An 18,096-nucleotide genomic window follows, 5' to 3' on the forward strand; every position below is an offset into this window, starting at 1 on the left:
GCGTCACGAGCATGGGGCTGCAAATCATGGGGCTGCAAATGCAGGCATGGTGCCATGCCGGTCCGGCAGGGCGGGACGCTGCCGCCTTGCGTCTGCCGGCACATCGCGGGCTTGCCGGCAGACGGCAGCCCTGCGAAAAGCCTGCAGGCATCCGACACGAAGAGGCATGGGACCATGAAGCTCGGTATCGAAGGAAAATCCGCCATCGTCTGCGCCTCCAGCCGGGGGCTCGGCAAGGCTTGTGCGCTGGCCCTGGCGCGTGAAGGCGTGAATGTGGTGATCAATGGCGTCACGCCCTCCACGCTGGAGCGGACCGCGGCCGAGATCAGCGCCGCGACGGAGGCGACGGTCACGCCCGTGGTTGCCGATGTCGCCAGCGAGGAAGGACGCCGCAAGCTGCTTGAGGCCTGCCCTCAGCCCGACATCCTGGTCAACAATGCCGGCGGCCCACCGCCCGGGGACTTCCGCCAGTTCGGCCGCGAGCAATGGCTGGCCGCGCTCGATGCCAACATGCTGGCACCGATCGAACTGATCAAGGCGACGCTCGACGGCATGATCGCTCGCCGCTTCGGGCGCATCATCAACATCACCTCCGTGACGGTGAAGGCGCCGATCTCCTATCTCGGCCTGTCGAATGGCGCCCGTACCGGCCTGACCGGCTTCGTCGCCGGCCTCGCCCGCGACATCGCCCGCCACAATGTGACGATCAACAATATCCTGCCGGGTTCCTTCGGCACCGACAGGCTGCGGGACAATGCCGCCGCCTCGGCCAGGCCGGGGCAATCGCCCGAAGCGGTCCTGGCGGAGTGGCGGGAAGGCGAGGTTTCCGGACGTTTCGGCGATCCGGACGAACTCGGTTCGGTCTGTGCGTTTCTCGCCGGAGCGCAGACCGGCTACCTCACGCGCCAGAACATCCTGATGGATGGCGGCAACTTTGCCGGATCGTTCTGAGGGGCTTGCAGGAGCTGCAGGACGATCGGACTGAAACGCCATTTCTCCGCATTGCCTGCCTCCTCCAAGGAAAAGGGCCGGCCTCGAGGGCCAGCCCCTTGTCGTTCTGTGCGGTCTGGTTCCGTTCGTGGAACGGCTTCAGAGCTTGGCCAGGATCTGGCACAGCTTGATGAGCTGCGCGTCATAGTCGTCGCTGGCTCCGAGGATCAGCTTGCAGCGTTTCTTGAGGGCGATGCGCTGGGCGCTGCTCATCGAAGCGATCTGGCTGGAGATGTTGCCTATATTCACGCCCGTGCCGGGAACGCCCGGGGTGCCGGGAGTTCCTGGATTGCCGGGAGTGCCAGGTGTTCCGGTGCTGGAGCCGGGGACATTGACGCCCACGTCGACATTCACGCCCGTATTGTTGTTGAGCGAGGCGCTCACATCCGCATCGGCGAGCGAGGAATTGACGCCGACATTGGCCTTGACGCCGGTGCTGGGTGTTGCCGATGCACTGACATTGGCCGTGGCGGCATTGCCGACCGAGGCTGTCGTATTGGAGTTCAATCCGCTGCTGTTGAGGCTGGTGTTGCTGTTGGCGCTGACCGGCCCCACCTTGGCGCTGACGCCGACATTCGCCCCGCCGATGGCACCACCGACCGCACCCACGGCGCCGCCTACGGCGTTGCCGACGCCGCCGACAGTATTGCCGAAGCTGCCGCTCACAGCGGCCTGCGGGGCGACAAGAAGCAAAGTAGTCGCCAGTCCAGCGAACATTGCAATCTTGCGCCAATCCTTCCGATATTGCTCAGACATGTCGACCTCCACCTGGAAAACTCGAACATTCGGCTGGAACTCCGGGGAAAGGAGCTGTGGGTGCTTTCTCAATCGACCGGAACCTGAATGCCTATAGAAAAATATGCCAAAATACAGTAAATCGCAACGTCGATTTATTGAAAATAAATCGATTTAAATCAATTTTTTATGTTGTTTTATATTTTGTACGGAGAGTAATTTAAAATATACTTACATATTACGACGGGTTTCATGTCGAATTAAGGCAGTTTAGGCGTATCTGTGCTTTCGGTTTGTGGTGCTTCATCGGCGTGCGGGTGAGTTTTGCCGTGGATGAATTGCGTCTGGAATGTGACGTTTCTGGGGCGAAATTGGGTAATGAGATGCTACCGCCGCGATGATGCTTAAGTATTAGATTGCATTGTGGAGGTATGACTGTAGCGCCAAATAGGTATTGTTTATGAAGGTATAATGATACCTAGTAGTCGCTACAAAAAAAGCCGCCCTCGGTCTTGAAGGGCGACTTTCGTCTTTTCGCTTCCGCTCAGAACGGCGAGTCGGGGTAGTAGAAATCCTTGGCGTTGTCCTTGGTCACCAGCGTGGCATCGAGAATATAGGAGCCGCGCACGGGCAGCTTGTCGTAGAGGCCGGCGGCGGTGAGATCCATCGCCACGGCCACCATGGCCGGCGGATAGAGCACGTCGGCCGGGATGGTGGCGTCGCCGTCCATGACCTTCTTGACCATGTCCTTCATGCCGGCGCCGCCAAGCACGAACTTGATGTCGCTGCGGCCGGCCTGCTTGATCGCCTCCAGCACGCCGACGGCCATGTCGTCGTCCTGGCACCAGACCGCGTCGATCTTCGGGTGCTTGGTCAGGAAGTCCTGCATCACCTTGAAGGCATCGTCGCGGCTCCAATTGCCGAACTGGCTGTCGATCACCTTGACCTCGGAACCCTTGAGCCCCTCGTTGAAGGCGTTGACACGCTGCTCGTCGATGACGATGGGCAGACCGCGGATCACCACGACGTCGCCCTTGCCACCGAGCTTTTCCTTGACGTAGGCGGCCGAGACGGTGCCCAGGCCCGGATTGTTGCCGGCGACGTAGAGGTCCTGGATCGGGTCACGCAAGGCGCGGTCGACCACGGTGATGAACACGCCCTTGCCCTTTACCTGGCGGATCGGGTCGGTCAGTTCGTCGGAATTATGCGGCAGCACGACGAGGGCGTTGATGCCCTGCGTGGTCAGGTCCTCGAGGGCGTTGGCTTGCGCAGCGCCATCGGGCGAGGTCTTCACGATGACCTTGAGGCCGGGATAGCGCGCTTCGAGCGCCTTGGCTTCCTGCTGGGCGTGATAGACCACGCCGCCCGTCCAGCCATGGTCGGCGGCCGGAATCGAGACGGCGATGGTCTTGGTGTCGGCGGCGAACGCCGCTGCCCCGGCGATGGTGAAGAGACCGGCTGCCATCAGGCCGGTCAGCAATTTGCGCATGATATCCTCCCTAGCGCTTTTCGTTCCGTCGGGGCGGGTTGGTCCCGCCCGCTGCATATGGACTAGAGCGTTTTGCGATTTGGCGGTCACGCCAAGGCTCGCAAAGACGCGTCGAACCGAAGAGTGAGAGCAAACGAGCGTTCCGCCTAAGCGCGCTTTGCTCCAGATGGGCTCAGTTCCTCCGGGCGAGCGAGCGCTGCACCAGCATGGCGATGATGATGATGGCGCCCTGCACGGCGCCGACCAGATATTCGGAAACGAAGTTCGACAGCACCATGATGTTGGAGATCACTTCCAGGATCAGAGCGCCGCAGATGGTGCCCCAGATCCGCCCGACGCCGCCGCGCAGTGCCGTGCCGCCGACCACGACCGCCGTGATGGCCTGCAATTCCCAGCCAAGCCCGGTAGTGGAGGTGGTCGAGCCGAGCCGGGGCACATAGACCAGCACGGCGATGGCGACGCAAAGGCCCTGGATGATGTAGGTGAGCATGCGCACGCGCCCGACCGAGATGCCGGAATAGCGGGCGACATCCTCATTGGAGCCGACCGCCATGACGTGGCGCCCGAAGGTGGTGCGGTAAAGCAGGAAGGCGCCGATGACGGCCACCGCGATGATCACCCAGACGGGGAAGGGCAGGCCGAAAATATTGCCGAAATAGACCGGGCGGTAATCGGCCCTCAATTCCATCGACTTCATGGCGATCGAGCCGCCATCGGCGAGCCAGATCAGGAGCGAACGGAAGATCGCCATGGTGCCGAGCGTGACGATGAAAGGTTCGAGCCTCCCCGCGGTGACGCCCAGCCCGTTGGCGGCACCGCACAAAGCACCGAGCAGCAAAGCCAGGATCATGCCGATGGCGAGCAGCATATAGCCGTCGCCGATCATGGCCTTGTTGAGGAAGAGGATCATCACGCCGGAGACCAGCGCCGCCATCGAGCCGACCGAGAGGTCGAGGCCTCCGGCGGTGATCACGAAGGTGGCTCCAACAGCGATGGTAGCGATGAAGGCGCTGCGGGCCAGGACGTTGGTGATATTGTCGAGGTCGATGAAACGGGCGTTGACGAAGTAGCCCAGGACCATCAGCACGGCGAGCGCCGCGAAGGGCGCGACAGCGCGCAGATCGAAATCCTGGATGCGGCTTGCGGCCTTGGTGGGGGCGAGCTCTCCGCTCATGTCTGTGCTCTCGCTTCTTGCCTGGAAACGCCGGTGGCGTGCACCACGATTTCGGCCTCCGTCATCGCCGCGCCGCTGACTTCACCGGCGATCTGCCCGCCGCGCATCACCAGGATGCGATGGCATACGCCGATCAGCTCCTGCATCTCCGATGAAATCACGATCACGCCCTTGCCCCGGGCGGCCAGCGCCGCGATGAAACGGTAGATCTGCTCCTTGGTGCCGATGTCGATGCCGCGGGTGGGTTCGTCGATGATGATGATCCTCGGCTCCAGCAGCATCATCTTGGCGAGCAGCAATTTCTGCTGGTTGCCGCCGGAAAGCTGGCCGGCGAGCAGGGTCTTGGAGCGGGCCCTGATGTCGAAATCCTGGAAGGCCTGGTTGAGGGCACTCCATTCGCGCGCCTTGTCGATGAAGGGTCCCGAGGTGAAGTGATCGAGCGCGGCCAAGGTGAGGTTGGTGCGCAGGTCCTGCGCCAGCAACAGGCCCTTTCCCTTGCGGTCCTCGGAGAGATAGACGATGCCGGCTTCCATGGCCTGGCGAGGCTCACGAAAATGCACCGGCCGGCCATCGAGCCTGAGGCTGCCGTTGCCGGAGCGCAGGCCCAGCAGGCCCTCGAACAATTCGGTGCGTCCTGCCCCGACAAGGCCGGCAAAACCGAGGATCTCGCCGGCCTCGAGGCCAAAACTGACATCGGTGGCAAAGCCGGGCACGTTGAAATGCTCGACGGCGAGCAGGGGGTCTTCGGCGGCTGCCGCATTCGCTTCCGCCGAAGTCTTGACCGGATAGAGATTGGCCATGTCGCGTCCCACCATCAGCTGCGCCATGTCGATGGGCTGGAGCTCGGCGGCGGGCCTGGTGGCGATCCATTTGCCGTCGCGCAGCACGGTGACGCGGTCGGCGATGGCCTTCACCTCGTTGAGGCGATGCGAGATGTAGAGCACGGCCGTGCCCTTGGCGCGGATCGCGCCGATCACCTTGAGGAGTGCGTCGGTCTCCACCGGGGTGAGGGAAGCCGTGGGTTCGTCGAAGATCACCACGCGGTGCGGCACCGCCAGGGCGCGCGCGATCTGGACCAACTGGCGCTGGGCGATGGAGAGGCGCTCGACCACCCGGGTCGGTGCGATCTCTGCCCCGAGTTCGCGGACTGCCTGCGCGGCCTCGCGGTTCATGGTCCGGTCGTCGACCATGGGGCCACGACGGATTTCCCGGCCGAGGAAGATGTTTTGCGCCACGGTGAGGTGGGGCGCGAGCAGGATCTCCTGATGGACGAGCACGATGCCGCGATGCTCGGCGTCGACGGGGCCGGTAAAATGCACCGGTTCGCCATCGATGGCGAGGCTGCCCTTGCTCGGCTGGAGATGGCCGGCCAGGATCTTCATCAGGGTGGACTTGCCGGCACCGTTTTCGCCGATGATGGCGTGGACCTCGCCTGGCTTGAGGTCGAGCGCGATGTTGCTCAGCACCTCGATGGTGCCGAAGCTCTTGGACAGGCCGCTGGCAGCCAGCACCGGCACGGTCTGGTTCTGCGCGGCAGCCCCGCTCGCTTCCCCGTCGGACAAATCCGGTTCCTGGTTTTCGTTTCCCGCCAACGCCCTCTTCGCCATCTGCATAGGCGAATGAGTTACGTACCTCGCAATTGTCAGATTAACGGGACGGCAGGTTCTGTCAATCACGCTTTCCGGAATGGGGCAGCATGAAACGCTTCGATCAATATCATCGCCCGGCAGAAAATCGCTCGCGATAGGATTGCGGCGTCGTTGCGAGATGCCGTGCAAAGCCGCGCCGCATCGTCTCCTCGCAGCCGAAGCCGCAGCGAGCGGCGATCTGCTTGAGGGGCTGGGTGGTGTCGGCGAGCAGCGTGCGCGCCTGTTCGACCCGAAGCCTTTCGACGGCCCGGGCCGGCGGCATGCCGGTGGCCTCCCGGTAGCGGCGCTGAAAGCTGCGTTCGCTCATGCCGGCCTGCGCGGCGAGGGCGGGGACCGACAGGTCGGCTGCAAGGTTTTCGCGCATCCAGCCATGCAGGGTTTCGAAGCGGGAGGCGCCATGCTGGAGCGCCAGGGCCGCGCTGTATTGCGACTGTCCGCCCGGCCGCTTGAGGAAGACCACCAGCTCACGCGCCACCGCCAGCGCCATGGCACGGCCGAGGTCGCGTTCGACCAAAGCGAGGGTGAGGTCGATGCCGGCGGTCACACCGGCCGAGGTCCATAGATGGCCGTCCTCGATGAAGATCGGATCGGCTTCCACCTGCGCCGCCGGGAAGCGTTCGGCCAGCAGGGCGCAGGAATCCCAATGGGTCACGGCGCGCCTGCCGTCGAGCAGGCCGGCGGCACCGGCGAGGAACGCACCTGTGCAGACAGCCGCAACCCTTCGCGCGGTCGCCGCCCTGGCCGCGACCCAGGCAACGAGCGCGGCATCCTCGGCGGCCTCATGCACGGCGCGCCCGCCGGCGATCACCAGCGTATCGCACGCTTCGCTCGCGGCAGGCAGGGGTTCGGCCTGCAGAGTCAGCCCGGCCCAGGCCGCGACCGGGTCCTGCCGGGCGACAATGCGCAGGCGATAGGCCGGGGGCAGCCCGTCATCCTCCAGGAGACGATTGGCCGAGGCGAACACCTGCATGGGGCCAGCGATGTCGAGGAGTTGAAACCCCGGAAAAGCCAGCAGATCGATCGTGCGCGGTGGCCTGCCGGTCCACGGCCCGTCGATTGGGTTTGGCGCAAAATGCGGGTCAAACGACATTTGCGCCAGAGGCTGCCGCGCTAGAGTGGTTCTGTCAACCTCAAGATTTGGAACGGAGCTCCCTCATGATCCTGCAGATCGGCTTTCTGGTTTTTCCCAAGGTGCAATTGCTGGACCTGGCCGGGCCTTTCGATGCTTTTGCCGCGATGCCGGGCGTCGTACAGCACCTGATCTGGAAGGATCTCGATCCGGTGACGGCGACCTCGGGCTGGCCTGTGCAGCCCACCACGACATTGCAGGACTGCCCGGTTCTCGACGTGCTGTGCGTACCGGGCGGGGCTGGCGTCAACCCGCTGATGGAGGACGAGGTCGTCCTCGACTTCCTGCGCCGCCAGGCCTGGAGCGCCCGCTTCGTTACCTCCGTCTGCACCGGTTCCCTTGTATTGGGTGCGGCGGGGCTCCTGGAGGGAAAGCGGGCGACGACGCATTGGGGCTCGCATCATCTGCTCGAACCGCTCGGCGCAGTGCCGGTGGCCGAGCGCATTGTCGCCGACGGCCGGCTGATCAGCGGCGGCGGCGTCACGGCCGGTATCGATTTCGCGCTCGACATCATCGCCAGGCTGCGGGGGCGCGAGGAGGCGGAGGCCGTCCAGCTCAAGCTCGAATATGCGCCGGCACCGCCCTTCGACGCGGGGTCTCCGGCGACGGCGCCGGTCGCCGCGATCGAGGCCGCACGGGCTTCCGCCTCGATCTATGTCGAGGAGCGCGAGCGCATTGTCACCAGGCTGCGAGAGCGGAAGGCCATCGCTGCCGTCTAAAGTAAAACATCATGGGGATCGTTCGAGAATGAGCGCTCCGTCTTCTCCAGCCTTGCCGGGGGACGACGGAGCGTCGTTTCTCAAGGGCGCCTCAGTGCCCGGGCAGCCTGCTCACCCTATCTCGGGGGCGGGGGCCGAAGTGTTGAAGGCCGTGTTGTATCGAGGGGGGCGTCGCTCAAAAAAGAAGTTTGTGACCGAAAGGGTAGAGACGCATAGTCTGGACGCTTTCTCGAGCTTTTTGACTTAGGTCCGGTGTCTCACGCGGCGGCTGACCCCAACGAGGGGCCCTCATGCGGAACTTGCTGCTTTTCCTGGTCGCAGTGACGATGCCGTGGGCGCCGCCTTCGTCTGCGGGGCAACTCGCCGTCGATCTCGAGCTGGTTCTTGCTGCGGATATTTCCTTTTCGATGTCAGACGAGAATCTGTCCGTGCAGACCGATGGCTATGCGCAGGCCTTTCGGGATCCCGAGGTCGTTGCGGCCCTCTCCACCGGGCCTTTGGGCCGGATTGCAGCCAGCTATGTCGAATGGTCGGATGGGCAGCGCGTGGTGGTGCCATGGACCTTGCTCCGGAACAGGGCGGATGCCGAGCGCTTTGCATCCCGCATCACGGCCGGCTCGGCGAAACGCTCGGCCGGCACCACCTATATCACTGGCATGATCCGGTTCGGGACGAGGATGATCGAGGAGAATGATTTCGCTGCCCTGCGTCGGGTGATCGATATCTCGGGCAATGGCGAGAACAATAGGGGCGAGGCGCCTGACCGTGCTCGCGACGTCGCAATTCTGCGAGGCATTACCATCAACGGCCTGCCTATGCCGACCTGGGTCGACCCTCGCCGGCTCGGCGAGGTGCCGGCGGATATCTATTACCGCGATCACGTCATCGGCGGCCCCGGGGCCTTTCTCCTGAAAGTGGACGACAGGGCCAATGTGCTGAGATCGATCAAGTCAAAATTGCTGCGCGAGATCGCGGCCAACTGAGTGTCCTTGCCGACCATGTCACCCGGGCAGTTCCGGCCAGGCGTTGCGTTTTATCCGGCGGGGCCGGCGAACAGGATCAGGTTGCCGTCGGGATCCAGGACGATGAAGGTCCTGGCGCCCCACGGCTCTTTTCTGAGCGGCTGGTGGAAGACCACGCCTGTAGCCTGGAAATTCAGGAAAAGCTGCTTGATCTCGGCGGCGCTGTCGACCGTGATGGCGGCGGAGAGTAGATGCTCGCGCTGCCTGACATCGCCGAGATAGACCGGCTCGCACACCAATCTGAGGGCCAGCAGGGCCCTGTCGCGGCTGACCTGCCCGTAGAAGGGCGGATTGCCATAGACGAAGTCGATACTGAAGCCGAGCCTGGTGGTGAAGAAGTCGCAGGAGGTCTTGATGTCGGTGACGAAGAGCTGGGCCGCGGCCGAGCTCAAAAAGGGTTCCGGCAGGGGCGGTGCGGGGATATCCGTCATGGTCGAAACTCCTGTCTTGAGCGCCTCCCATCCCACGAAGCCTGACTGGCGAGCGACGAGTTCCAGGGCATCGGCAAGCTGGAAATTCGCCTTCAATATCTGGTGATCGTCGAGGCCGTGGAAGCGCGGCAAGGCAGCCCGGATCTCGGCGGCGACCGGGTGATAGTGCTCGCGATGCCAACGCAGATATTGCTTGGCCTGCTTCCTGAGGTTTTCGAGGTTCGGCATGGGCGCAATCGTGTTTTCGATTGTAGGCGGGCATTGCCCTTCCGACAGTCCGCCGGTGCGCCCTACGCAGCGCCGAAAGAGTGCTGCAGGGGGCCTTCGCTGTCAATCATCGCAGCGTTGCGGGGCGGAACACCCTGTCCACGCGCCACAATGGCCCCTGTCTCGTCTGTCTCCCATCATCTCCGTCGCCGCAGCAGAATTTTCAGAAAGGCTCTTGCGTAATCTATCTTTCGATATATCTTAAGATCCATCTTAAAGATAGAACGAAAGGTATATCGAATGTTTGGACGACATCATGAGGGCCGCGGACGCGGCGAGTTCTGGGGCCGTGGCGGTTTTCGCGGCTGGGGCCGCGAGGGGCAGCAGGAATGTGCGCCGGGCCGTGGCGGGCGCTGGGGGCGCGGCGGTTTCGAAGGCGATGGCCCCGGCGATTTCTTCGGCCGTGGTTTTGGCGGTCGTGGCCGCGTCTTCGGCCATGGCGATTTGCGCCTGGTCATCCTGGCGCTGATCGCCGAGAAACCGCGCCATGGCTATGAACTGATCCGCGCCATCGAGGAAAAGTTCGGCGGCGCCTACGCTCCGAGCCCCGGCGCGGTCTATCCCACGCTGACCCTCCTGGAAGAGCAGGACCATATCCGCAGCGAGGCCTCGGACGGCACCAAGAAGCTCTACACCATTACCCCCGAAGGCGAGGCCTTCCTTGCCGAGAACCGCGATGCGGTCGACGGCGTGATGGCCCGTATGGATCTTGCTGCCAGCGCCTTCTCCGCCCGTTCCACGCCGGAGATGGTGCGCGAGGCCCTGCATACGTTCCGGCACGCTTTGCAGATGCATCGTGGTCCCTGGACGCAGGCCGAGGCCGAGCGGATCCGCGCTATCATCGAAAAGGCCGCCCGCGACATCGTTGGCGGCCAGGGCTGACGGCCATCCTCATCCAGGAAACCTTGCAGGATCGTGGGTCCTGTTGGTTTTAATACTAGGATAAAGCTGGCACTTCTCCGGTGATCCAGAACGCGTAAAAACAGGGCGCCGTTGCGGCGCCCTGTTTGCCGTTTCCGGTGATTTTTCCCAATTCATTGTCCCGACGACACCGATACCATCGGCTCTCATCGGTTGTGAGTATTTGATGAACGCCGCCACCATGGATGGCTTGCCCATTCCCCAACGCTTCCTGGCCTTCCTGACCATTGCCATGGCGCTGACCATGGCGGTGCTCGACAGTGCCATCGTCAATGTCGCTTTGCCTTCGATCGCGGGCGAACTCGCGGTCTCCCCGGCAGAATCGATCTGGGTGGTCACCGCCTATCAGCTCGCGGTCACCATCTCGCTGCTGCCCCTGTCCTCGCTTGGCGACATTATCGGCTACAAGCGCGTCTACTGGGCGGGTCTGGCCGTGTTCACCGCGGCCTCCTTTGCCTGTGCCCAGGCCTCGTCGCTACCGGTGCTGGCGCTGGCGCGGGCGGTGCAGGGACTTGGGGGGGCCGGCATCATGAGCGTCAACATCGCCCTGGTGCGCTATATCTTCCCCAAGGCCTCCCTGGGCTCGGGTGTCGGCTACACGGCGCTGGTGGTGGCGGTGTCGTCGGCGGCGGGGCCCAGCGTGGCCTCGGCCATCCTGACCGTGGCGAACTGGCAATGGCTGTTCCTGGTCAACGTACCGATCGGCCTCATCGCCCTCTTCGTCGCAGCCCGGGCCTTGCCGCAGACGCCGGCATCCGGCCATCGCTTCGACTGGATCAGCGCCGTCCTCAATGCTTTCGCCTTCGGCCTGCTGATCGCGGGGCTCGATGGCCTCGGTGATACCGGAACCATGCCGATCGCGCTCGCGATGATCGGTGGGGCCGCGGTGGCGGCCCTCATCTTGGTCCGGCGATCGGTGAAGCAGCCGGTGCCGATGCTGCCGGTCGATCTCTTGCGGCGGCCGGTCTTCTCGCTGTCGATGGCGACCTCGATCTGCTCCTTCGCGTCACAGAGCATGGCCTATGTGGCGCTGCCCTTTTTCCTGCAGCGCACGCTCGGCCATTCCGAGGCGGCCACGGGATTCCTGATGACGCCCTGGCCGCTGATGACGGCGCTGATCGCTCCCATCTCGGGCCGGCTGTCCGATCGGATCTCGCCTGAGAAGCTCGGCATTGCCGGGCTCTGCCTGCTGGCGGCGGGGCTAGCGGCCGTCGCCAGCATGGGCGAGCGGCCCGACAGCTTCGATATCGTCTGGCGGCTTGCTTTGTGCGGCTTCGGCTTCGGCCTGTTCCAGTCGCCCAACAACCGCATCATCATCACCAGCGCGCCGCGCGAGCGCAGCGGCGGGGCCAGCGGCCTGCAATCGACCGGCCGGCTGCTTGGCCAGTCGATGGGTGCAGCCGTCGCGGCCGTCATCTTCAGCCTGGTCGCGCAAGGACAGACCGAATTGATCGCCTGGATCGGCGCGGGCCTCGCGCTGGTCGGAGCCGTGTCGAGCGGGCTGCGCAAGCCGGGCTGAGGACGATTGCGGGCTCAGCGCCCGTGTCAGCTCGCCTCGGTACCGCCGTGGGAAGGCCGCACCACCACCCGCACGCCCACCGGGGTGTTGTGATAGAGGGCCATGATGTCCTGGTTGAGCAGGCGGATGCAGCCCGACGACATCGACTTGCCGATCGAGGTCGGATCGTTGGTGCCGTGCAGGCGATAGAGCGTGTCGCGGTCGCCCTGGTAGAGATACATGGCGCGGGCCCCGAGCGGGTTTTCGACGCCCCCTTCCATGCCGCCGGCGAATTTGGCGGCCAGCGGATCGCGCTTGACCATCTTCGGCGGCGGCGTCCAGCGCGGCCATTCCGCCTTGCGCCGGATGGTGGCCTTGCCGCTCCAGCCAAAACCTTCGCGGCCGACACCAACGCCATAGCGGGTGGCGGTGCCGTCGTCATGGACATGGTAGAGAAAACGATTGTCGGGATCGACGATGATGCTGCCGGGCTTCTCGCCGGCGGGGGCGACTACGACGCGCCGCAAATATCTGGGATCGATCGCCTTCAGATTGATGGGCGGATAGTCATGGCCGTTCTCCGTGCCGCCGGCATAGATCTCGCGATAGTTGAAGCCGCTGTCGCTCGATCTATCGAACAGGGAGCCGATGGTGGCACGCGAGGAGGCGCAGCCGGCGAGCAGCAAAGGAGCACCGAAAACAAAGACACGACGAGATAAACCGGGCATCACAACCTTTTCCGAACAGCCATCAGTATCGAAATCACGCCAAAGGCCGGCGCCACGACATTCCGTTAGGTAGGCCTACTATTTCCTGCAACGTTCACGCAAGCCAATACGACGTCGGGCACGAAACGTTTTGCCGAAGCGCTCCGCGAATAGCCGGACTCGGCGGGAATCGCAAAGGCTCCGGAACGGCAGGCTGTGGGGCAAATGAGCGCTCTTGCGAAAGGTGCCCGACCCACAAGCTTGGACGAGCCGGCCGAGCCAATAGCGGGCTCGGTTTGCGGGAGCCGGATTGTGGATAAGATCCGCCCCCGAAATCGGGTTCCCGCTGCCTGGCAGCTATCGCTCTTTTGAGCTGTTGTCGCAGATTGAATATACGATGTCCCCGGTGCGACAGCGTAAGGCGCCCCTGTCAGGCTACCTCGCATTAAGAAGCGTTCTATAGTAATCCGTGCTTCACCCAGTGCAGGAACAGCAAGTCATGTCCGACGGCGATCTCGATCTCAACGCACTCCCCGATGACGAGCTCGTCGAGCAGATGCACGACGACCTCTATGACGGCCTGGCCGACGAGATCGTCGAGGGCGTCAATATCCTGCTCAAGCGCGGCTGGACGCCCTATGACGTGCTCACCAAGGCCCTGGTCGAGGGCATGCGCATCGTCGGTGTCGACTTCCGCGACGGCATCCTGTTCGTGCCGGAAGTGCTGATGTCCGCCAATTCGATGAAGGCCGGCATGAACGTGCTGCGCCCGCTCTTGGCCGAGACCGGCGCCCCCAAGGTCGGCAAGATGGTGATCGGCACCGTCAAGGGCGACATCCACGACATCGGCAAGAACCTCGTCACCATGATGATGGAAGGCGCCGGCTTCGAGGTTATCGACCTCGGCATCAACAATCCGGTCGAGAACTATCTCGAGGCGCTGGAGAAGCACCAGCCCGAAATTCTCGGCATGTCGGCTTTGCTCACCACGACCATGCCCTATATGAAGGTCGTGATCGACACGATGAAGGAGAAGGGCATCCGCTCCGACTACATCGTGCTGGTCGGTGGCGCGCCGCTGAACGAGGCCTTCTCGGAAGCCGTGGGCGCCGATGCCTATTGCCGCGACGCCGCCATTGCGGTGGAGATGGCCAAGTCGCTGATCGGCAAGCGCCAGGGCATGGCGGGCTGAGCCTGACGACGCATCCATGCGGGGCGGCATGACGCCGTTCCGCCCGATGGACGGCGGGAACCGACCTCGGGGAGTGGGCGATGACCAGTCCTTCGAAACAGACAGACGCACCCCGCTCGACGCTGGTGATTGCCTGCGGGGCGCTGGCGCGCGAATTCCTGGCGGTGAAGACGGCCAATGGCTGGGACCATATGGAGGTCACCTGCCTGCCGGCGATCTGGCACAATTATCCGCAGAAGATCCCGGACGGCATTCGCCGCAAGATCCGCGCCAACCGTGCCAAATATGACGAGATCCTGGTGCTCTACGGCGATTGCGGCACCGGTGGCCTGCTCGACGAGGTCCTCAAGGAGGAGGGCGTCGAGCGCATCGAAGGGCCGCATTGCTATTCCTTCTTTGCCGGCGCGGACGTTTTCGACCGCATGCAGGAGGAGGAGATCGGCACCTTCTACCTCACCGATTTCCTGGTGCGCCATTTCGACCGCTTCGTGGTCAAGGGCCTGAAGCTCGACGTCCATCCGCAATTGCTGCCGATGTATTTCGGCCATTACAAGCGGGTGATGTTTCTGGTGCAGATCCCGGACAAGGCGCTGGAGAAGAAAGCCGCCGCCGCCGCCGCCCGTCTCGGCCTGCCCTTGGAAATTCATTACACGGGGCTTTCCGGCATCGAGCCCTTCGTGAAGCCACGTGACACGGCGGCGTGACGAGAGCGAATGCGCCGAAGGCCCGCCATGCTGTTTTATGGGTAGGCCTGATCCGGCTTTTGCTGTATGCCAGCCTGCAATTTCCGTGTTTTCGCTGGGTATGACGCCGTGAGCAGCTCTTCGTCTCTCTCTTTCTTCGCCGGCCTGCGCTGGTCCTACGTGCTGGCCCACGCCGTGATCGTGGCTGCCGCCAACTGGGGCGTGCAATATGTCGTGCCGGGCACGTCCGATTTCCTGACCTGGGGCGCCTTCATCTTCCCGGTCGCCTTCTTCATCACGGATCTGTGCAATCGGCGCCATGGCGTGGAAATGACGCGCAAGGTGGTGATGGCCTCCTTCGTGATCGCGGTGATCGTCTCCTTCGTGGCGGCGGATCCGCGCATCGCCATCGCCAGCGGCGTCGCCTTCATCTCCGGCCAGATGGTGGATGCGCAGGTCTTCAACCGCTTCCGCCAGTATGCCTGGTGGGTGCCGCCGTCCATCTCCAACATCCTGGCCTCGACAGTCGACAGCGTGCTGTTCTGGGTGATCGCCTTCGTCGGCACGGACGTGCCCTGGGTCAGCCTCGGCATTGCCGACTATGCCATCAAGATCGCCATGGTTTTCGTGGTGATGCCTGTTTATGGCTATCTCGTCTTCCGCGACAGGCTCGCTGCCAAGACGGTGTAAGGCGCTGGTATCAGCCGATTTCGTAAAAAAGCCGGCCTCCGAGGCCGGCTTTTTCATGGAGAAGGCTCAAGGCCTTACGGGCAGCCCTTGGTGATGGCGTCGAGGGCCTGCGGCAGGCCGTCGAGCGAATAGCGGTCGATGGTCTTGTTGCCGCGCTTGGAGGCGCCGGTGAAGACCGCCTCGCGGCTCTTGCGCATGGTATTGACCACGGTGCCTTCCTCGGCGGCGTTCTTCACCCAGGCATTGCTGCCCTTCGTGTAGAGCGTATAGGAGGAGCGGCCGACCTTCAGGGTGGCGTCGCCGCCATCCTTCATGCCGAAGCCGGTGATCATGCTCAGCTCGTTCTTCACACCCTCGCCCGGGCGGCGGGTGATGAAGAGCGTGGCCGGGTCGCGCTTCAGCCGCGCAGGCTTGCGGTCCTTCGGGCTGGTGATGGCAAAGCAGGACTTGCCCTTGGCCGTGCCGTTCTGGAAGGCCTGCCAATCGCCGAACTGGCCGAGCGGCGTCGGCTGGGCGCCGGCTGCGGCAGCCGGGGCCGGCGCTTCGGCCTTGGGTTTGCGAGGTGCTGCCAGAGCCGAACCGGTGAATGCGACGACGGCGGTGGCGATGAGCGCGATGCGAAGGGTTGAGGACATCATGCTGGCTCGATCGATCCCGAATAAGAGGGCAGGAAGCGGTGGCGCCGATCATCGTGAATCGGAGCGCCTCGCGCAACTGCGACGAAAGACAGGGATTCCGGCGAAAGTTCGACCGGAACGCTTCGAAGCCTACGCGGACGCGGTGAGTAAATGGTTAAATCGGGCCAAAAGAACCATGGCGTGCAATCCCGGCTCCGCTCAACCCACGGCGCTCCGGCCGGCGACCAGCCAGTAGACCGTGCCGGCGACGATGCCGATGGCAAGGAGGCCCAGCAAGGCGCGGTAGAGCAGCATGATGGCGAGGATGTTCAGGCTCATCACCATCGGTGCCACCGCGAAGGCGAGCGCCATGCCCACGGCGTAGAACATCCAGCTCGCCTTGCCCATGGTTTCGCCGATCACCGCGACCAGCGCGATCGGGGCGAGCCAGATCGCCAAGGCAGCAGTTGCGGCCTGCTGGATCATGGCGCCGATATCCTCCACCGCCGTGCCGTCGAGCAGCGTCGCCAGGGCCTTCAGGCCCAATAATTCGGCGGTGGCGGTGAGTTCCTGGCCGAAATCGTGATTGGCGAGGCCCATCACGCCGACCACCAGCGCGGCGATGGCGGCCAGGACGGCAGCAAAGGCCACCAGCACCAGACGGTCGACGAAGCCGATGACGCCGCGCGGGCGGTTGGGGGCGGGTGGGGGAGAGGACATGAGCTTTCTGGGACCGCAGGCACCTCGCCTGCACTTGGAAGCATTACACTGGCAGGTGAGGAAGAGCAGGCGAGACGCCTGCGATCCCAGGAGGACTACTCTTCCACGCCGTGGGCGTAGAAGGCCTCCACCGCCAGCTTCTTCATGGCGTCGGCCTCGATGGCAAGGCGCTCGCGGGCCCGCATCTTCTGGCTCTCGCTCTTGAGCTGGCCGCAGGCGGCGAGAATGTCGCGCCCGCGCGGCGTGCGGATAGGCGAGGCATAGCCGGCGTTGAAGACGATGTCGGAGAAGGCCTCGATCGTCTCCCAGTCCGAACATTCGTAGAAGGTGCCGGGCCAGGGATTGAAGGGAATCAGGTTGATCTTGGCCGGAATGCCCTTGAGCAGCTTGACCAAGGCGCGCGCCTCGGCCGGGCTGTCATTGACGCCCTTGAGCATGACATATTCGAAGGTGATGCGGCGGGCATTGGACAGGCCCGCATAGTTGCGGCAGGCATCCAGCAGCTCGGCGATCGGATATTTCTTGTTCAGCGGCACCAGCTCGTTGCGCAGATTGTCGTTGGTGGCATGCAGCGAGATGGCGAGCGCCGGATTGATGTCCTCGCCAAGCGGGCCGAGCATCGGCACCACGCCGGAGGTGGAGAGCGTGATGCGCCGGCGCGACAGGCACAGGCCGTCCTGGTCGGACATCACCTTCAGGGCGACGGCGACGTTGTCGTAATTGTAGAGCGGCTCGCCCATGCCCATCATCACGACATTGGAGACGAAGCGGCCGCCATCGCGCGGCACGATCGCGCCCTCCGGCGCCTCCTGGCCCGGCCAGTCGCCGAGGCGGTCACGCGCCACCAGGAGCTGGGCCACGATCTCGGCCGTGGTGAGGTTGCGCACCAGCTTCTGCGTGCCGGTGTGGCAGAAGGAGCAGTTGAGCGTGCAGCCGACCTGCGAGGAAACGCACAGCGTGCCGCGCTTTTCGTCGGGGATGTAGACGGTCTCGATCTCGGCGCCCTTGTCGGCGGGGCCGGTGGAGGGCATGCGCATCAGCCATTTGCGCGTACCGTCGGCCGAGATCTGCTCGGCGATGATCTCCGGGCGGTCGAGCGTGTAGGACTGCTCCAGCAAAGCGCGCAGATGCTTGGACACGTTGGTCATGGCATCGAAACGGCTGGCGCCGCGCACATAGAGCCAGTGCGACAGCTGGTTGACGCGCATCTTCACCTCGCCGGCGGGCACGCCCACGGTGGTGAGAGCCTCGGTCAAGGCGGCGCGGTCCATCCCGGCGAGGGAGGGCTTGGCGGAGAGGGCTTGTGGGGCGGCAACGGTATCGGCCATTCCCATGGGAATGGCCTGAGGGCTCGCTGCCTGTTCGAGCGAAGGGGCCGACATGCAAAATTCCTGATGTTGGCCGGGGCTATAGCACAGCCAGCCCGAAAGGGCGACCGGCAAAGATGCATGGTGGGCGCGCGC

18 protein-coding genes are annotated in these 18,096 nt (G+C 63.9%); 8 read left to right on the forward strand and 10 right to left on the reverse strand.

What is annotated here, in order from left to right; translation table 11 throughout:
- Positions 1 to 174 precede the first annotated feature (174 nt).
- Complete coding sequence (locus BA190_RS18490; RefSeq protein ID WP_068290645.1) at positions 175 to 951, forward strand: SDR family oxidoreductase; 777 nt, start codon at positions 175 to 177, stop codon at positions 949 to 951.
- Between the two features lie 138 nt (positions 952 to 1,089).
- On the opposite strand, the gene BA190_RS18495 is transcribed toward BA190_RS18490, so the two are convergent.
- The 5 genes from BA190_RS18495 to BA190_RS18515 all read right to left on the reverse strand — a co-directional run bounded on the left by BA190_RS18495 (position 1,090) and on the right by BA190_RS18515 (position 7,127).
- Positions 1,090 to 1,746 carry a hypothetical protein gene (locus BA190_RS18495; RefSeq protein ID WP_082979846.1) on the reverse strand — a complete coding sequence of 219 codons (657 nt, stop codon included), beginning with the start codon at positions 1,744 to 1,746 and terminating at the stop codon, positions 1,090 to 1,092.
- 523 nt (positions 1,747 to 2,269) lie between these two features.
- Positions 2,270 to 3,214, reverse strand: a complete 945-nt coding sequence (locus tag BA190_RS18500) for an ABC transporter substrate-binding protein (RefSeq protein ID WP_068290570.1) — start codon at positions 3,212 to 3,214, stop codon at positions 2,270 to 2,272.
- A 172-nt stretch (positions 3,215 to 3,386) separates the two neighbouring features.
- Entirely contained in the window at positions 3,387 to 4,388 is a 1,002-nt protein-coding gene (locus BA190_RS18505) for an ABC transporter permease (protein ID WP_068290571.1), read from the reverse strand.
- Positions 4,385 to 5,995 (reverse strand): sugar ABC transporter ATP-binding protein, encoded by a 1,611-nt coding sequence (locus BA190_RS18510; protein ID WP_082979856.1) that lies wholly within the window; start codon positions 5,993 to 5,995, stop codon positions 4,385 to 4,387. Before BA190_RS18510 ends, BA190_RS18505 begins: the two co-directional genes overlap by 4 nt.
- Before the next feature lie 109 nt (positions 5,996 to 6,104).
- Positions 6,105 to 7,127 carry a GlxA family transcriptional regulator gene (locus BA190_RS18515; RefSeq protein ID WP_082979847.1) on the reverse strand — a complete coding sequence of 341 codons (1,023 nt, stop codon included), beginning with the start codon at positions 7,125 to 7,127 and terminating at the stop codon, positions 6,105 to 6,107.
- A 65-nt stretch (positions 7,128 to 7,192) separates the two neighbouring features.
- Between BA190_RS18515 and BA190_RS18520 the strand changes: the two genes are divergently transcribed.
- Positions 7,193 to 7,885 (forward strand): DJ-1/PfpI family protein, encoded by a 693-nt coding sequence (locus tag BA190_RS18520; RefSeq protein ID WP_068290572.1) that lies wholly within the window; start codon positions 7,193 to 7,195, stop codon positions 7,883 to 7,885.
- 290 nt (positions 7,886 to 8,175) lie between these two features.
- Entirely contained in the window at positions 8,176 to 8,868 is a 693-nt protein-coding gene (locus tag BA190_RS18525; RefSeq protein ID WP_068290573.1) for a DUF1194 domain-containing protein, read from the forward strand.
- 50 nt (positions 8,869 to 8,918) lie between these two features.
- Here the strand turns inward: BA190_RS18525 and BA190_RS18530 are convergent, their stop codons facing one another.
- Positions 8,919 to 9,566: a VOC family protein gene (locus BA190_RS18530; protein WP_068290575.1), complete on the reverse strand. Its 648-nt coding sequence runs from the start codon at positions 9,564 to 9,566 to the stop codon at positions 8,919 to 8,921.
- Between the two features lie 279 nt (positions 9,567 to 9,845).
- Here BA190_RS18530 and BA190_RS18535 point away from each other — a divergent pair, with 279 nt between their 5' ends.
- Both BA190_RS18535 and BA190_RS18540 read left to right on the forward strand, forming a co-directional pair.
- A complete protein-coding gene (locus BA190_RS18535; RefSeq protein WP_082979848.1) occupies positions 9,846 to 10,487 on the forward strand; it encodes a PadR family transcriptional regulator in 642 nt (213 codons plus the stop codon).
- Positions 10,488 to 10,692: 205 nt separating this feature from the next.
- The gene (locus tag BA190_RS18540; RefSeq protein WP_068290576.1) at positions 10,693 to 12,045 is read left to right on the forward strand and encodes an MFS transporter; all 1,353 of its coding nucleotides are present in this window, start codon (positions 10,693 to 10,695) and stop codon (positions 12,043 to 12,045) included.
- Between the two features lie 26 nt (positions 12,046 to 12,071).
- On the opposite strand, the gene BA190_RS18545 is transcribed toward BA190_RS18540, so the two are convergent.
- Positions 12,072 to 12,752 carry a L,D-transpeptidase gene (locus BA190_RS18545; RefSeq protein WP_068290578.1) on the reverse strand — a complete coding sequence of 227 codons (681 nt, stop codon included), beginning with the start codon at positions 12,750 to 12,752 and terminating at the stop codon, positions 12,072 to 12,074.
- Between the two features lie 478 nt (positions 12,753 to 13,230).
- Here BA190_RS18545 and BA190_RS18550 point away from each other — a divergent pair, with 478 nt between their 5' ends.
- From BA190_RS18550 to BA190_RS18560, 3 genes are all read left to right on the forward strand, one after another.
- Positions 13,231 to 13,923 carry a B12-binding domain-containing protein gene (locus BA190_RS18550; protein ID WP_068290580.1) on the forward strand — a complete coding sequence of 231 codons (693 nt, stop codon included), beginning with the start codon at positions 13,231 to 13,233 and terminating at the stop codon, positions 13,921 to 13,923.
- Between the two features lie 80 nt (positions 13,924 to 14,003).
- Entirely contained in the window at positions 14,004 to 14,627 is a 624-nt protein-coding gene (locus tag BA190_RS18555) for a DUF1638 domain-containing protein (RefSeq protein ID WP_068290582.1), read from the forward strand.
- 108 nt (positions 14,628 to 14,735) lie between these two features.
- Positions 14,736 to 15,296 carry a VUT family protein gene (locus BA190_RS18560; RefSeq protein ID WP_162275139.1) on the forward strand — a complete coding sequence of 187 codons (561 nt, stop codon included), beginning with the start codon at positions 14,736 to 14,738 and terminating at the stop codon, positions 15,294 to 15,296.
- A gap of 74 nt (positions 15,297 to 15,370) precedes the next feature.
- Here BA190_RS18560 and BA190_RS18565 read toward each other — a convergent pair whose 3' ends face one another.
- The 3 genes from BA190_RS18565 to rlmN form a co-directional block, all read right to left on the reverse strand.
- Positions 15,371 to 15,934, reverse strand: a complete 564-nt coding sequence (locus BA190_RS18565; protein ID WP_068290584.1) for an invasion associated locus B family protein — start codon at positions 15,932 to 15,934, stop codon at positions 15,371 to 15,373.
- A gap of 198 nt (positions 15,935 to 16,132) precedes the next feature.
- Positions 16,133 to 16,633, reverse strand: a complete 501-nt coding sequence (locus tag BA190_RS18570; protein WP_068290586.1) for a hypothetical protein — start codon at positions 16,631 to 16,633, stop codon at positions 16,133 to 16,135.
- A 95-nt stretch (positions 16,634 to 16,728) separates the two neighbouring features.
- The gene (gene rlmN, locus BA190_RS18575) at positions 16,729 to 18,015 is read right to left on the reverse strand and encodes a 23S rRNA (adenine(2503)-C(2))-methyltransferase RlmN (RefSeq protein ID WP_068290588.1); all 1,287 of its coding nucleotides are present in this window, start codon (positions 18,013 to 18,015) and stop codon (positions 16,729 to 16,731) included.
- Positions 18,016 to 18,096: the final 81 nt, after the last annotated feature.

This window comes from Labrys sp. WJW (genome assembly GCF_001676615.1).
Classification (GTDB): domain Bacteria; phylum Pseudomonadota; class Alphaproteobacteria; order Rhizobiales; family Labraceae; genus Labrys; species Labrys sedimenti.